The organism is Azospirillum sp. B4 (genome assembly GCF_000333275.1).
In the GTDB taxonomy this organism is placed as follows: Bacteria; Pseudomonadota; Alphaproteobacteria; order Azospirillales; family Azospirillaceae; genus Nitrospirillum.
Genome location: NZ_BACU01000672.1, coordinates 1 through 1,648 on the forward strand (window position 1 = coordinate 1; position 1,648 = coordinate 1,648).

At 70.9% G+C, this 1,648-nt stretch carries 2 protein-coding genes; both read left to right on the forward strand.

What is annotated here, in order from left to right; genetic code table 11:
* On the forward strand, nt 1-1,214 hold a 1,214-nt coding region (locus I55_RS30465), incomplete at its 5' end, for an efflux transporter outer membrane subunit (protein ID WP_044564485.1).
* 4 nt (nt 1,215-1,218) lie between these two features.
* Nucleotides 1,219-1,648, forward strand: a 430-nt coding sequence (locus I55_RS39200; RefSeq protein ID WP_044564484.1) for a biotin/lipoyl-binding protein, incomplete at its 3' end; no start/stop codon positions are given.

Consider the following 1,648-nt stretch of genomic DNA (forward strand, 5'->3'; position numbering starts at 1 on the left):
GCTCGCCAGCTGGAGGCTACATGGCCCAGGCCATGGCCGCCAACGATGACCTGGCCGCCGCCATGGCCCGGGTGCGCGAGGCCGATGCCCAGGCCCAGGTGGCGGGGGCGGCCCTGCTGCCCGCCGTGGGCGCCAGCGCCGACATCGACCATCAGCGCGCCAAAAGCTCCGGCGTGGCGCAGACCGCCACCGCCCACAGCGTCGGCCTCAGCGCCAGCTACGAGCTGGACTTCTGGGGCAAGAACCGGGCGTCGGCGGCTGCCGCCGTGGCCACGGCTGATGCCAGCCGCTACGACCTGGAGACCGTGCGCCTGACGATGTTGAGCAGTGTCGCCACCAGCTATTTCCAGTCGCTGGAACTGCGCGAGCAGGTGCGGGTGGCGGAGGACAACCTGGCCAACGCCAACGCCGTGCTGGACGGCCTGCGTCGCCAGGCGGACGCGGGCATCGCCACGGCGCTGGACGTGGCCCAGCAGGAAACCACCGTCTCCACGCTTAACGCCAAGTTGCCACCCTTGCGCCAGCAGTACCGCCAGTCGGTGAACGCCCTGGCCATCCTGCTGGGCCAGATGCCGGAGGCGGTGGATCTGGCGGAGGGGGATACCCTGGCGGGCCTGGCGCTGCCGCCGGTCACGCCGGGCTTGCCGTCCGACCTGCTTGCCCGCCGTCCGGATGTGGCCCAGGCCGAGGCGCAGCTGAAGGCCGCCAACGCCAACATCACCGTGGCCCGAGCGGCCTTCTTCCCCAGCATCGACCTGACGGCGTCCGGCGGCTACGCCAGTGCGGCCCTGTCCAAGCTGTTCGATCCGGGCAGCGCCATCTTCTCCCTGGCGGCGGGCCTGACCCAGCCCATCTTCCAGGGCGGCGCGCTGGAGGGTCAGTACGCCAACGCCCAGGCCCGTTATGACGAGCTGGTGGCCACGTACCGCAAGTCCGTGCGCTCCGCCTTCGCCAATGTGGAGGACGCGCTGACCGCGGTCAAAGAGACGACGGACCAGGTGGCCAGGCAGGAGCAGGCCACGGCCACGGCGCGCCATGCCTATGAACTGGCGCAGGCCCAGATGGCGGCCGGCACCATCACCGTCCTGACGGTCCTGAACACCGAAACCGCCCTGTTCACCGCCAACGACGCCCTGGTCCAGGCCCGCTTCGCCCGGCTGCAGGCGCTGGTGGGTTTGTACAACGCCCTGGGCGGCGGCTGGAGGCAGAGCTGACATCATGAGCAAGACCCCGACCATGAAGCCCATCCGTATCAGCCGCACCCGCGCCGCCCTGGCAGGGTTGGGCGGCCTATTGATCCTGGCGGCGGCTGGCGCCGACCTGTTGCCCGCCACCGCCACCAAGGCGGCGGCGCCTGCTGGCAAAGGTGGGGGTGGTGCTGTGGACGTGGACACGGCCGTGGCCACCCCGGCGGACGCGCCGGTCTACCTGGCCGGCCTGGGCTCGGTGCAGTCGCTGAACACGGTGACGGTGACCAGCCGGGTGGACGGCGCCTTGGACCGGATCGCCTTCACCGAAGGCCAGACGGTGAAGCCCGGCGACCTGCTGGCGCAAATCGATCCGCGCCTCTACCAGGCGGCTTATGACCAGGCCCAGGCGACCAAGGCCAAGGATGAAGCGCAGCTGGCCAACGCCCGCGCCGACCTGG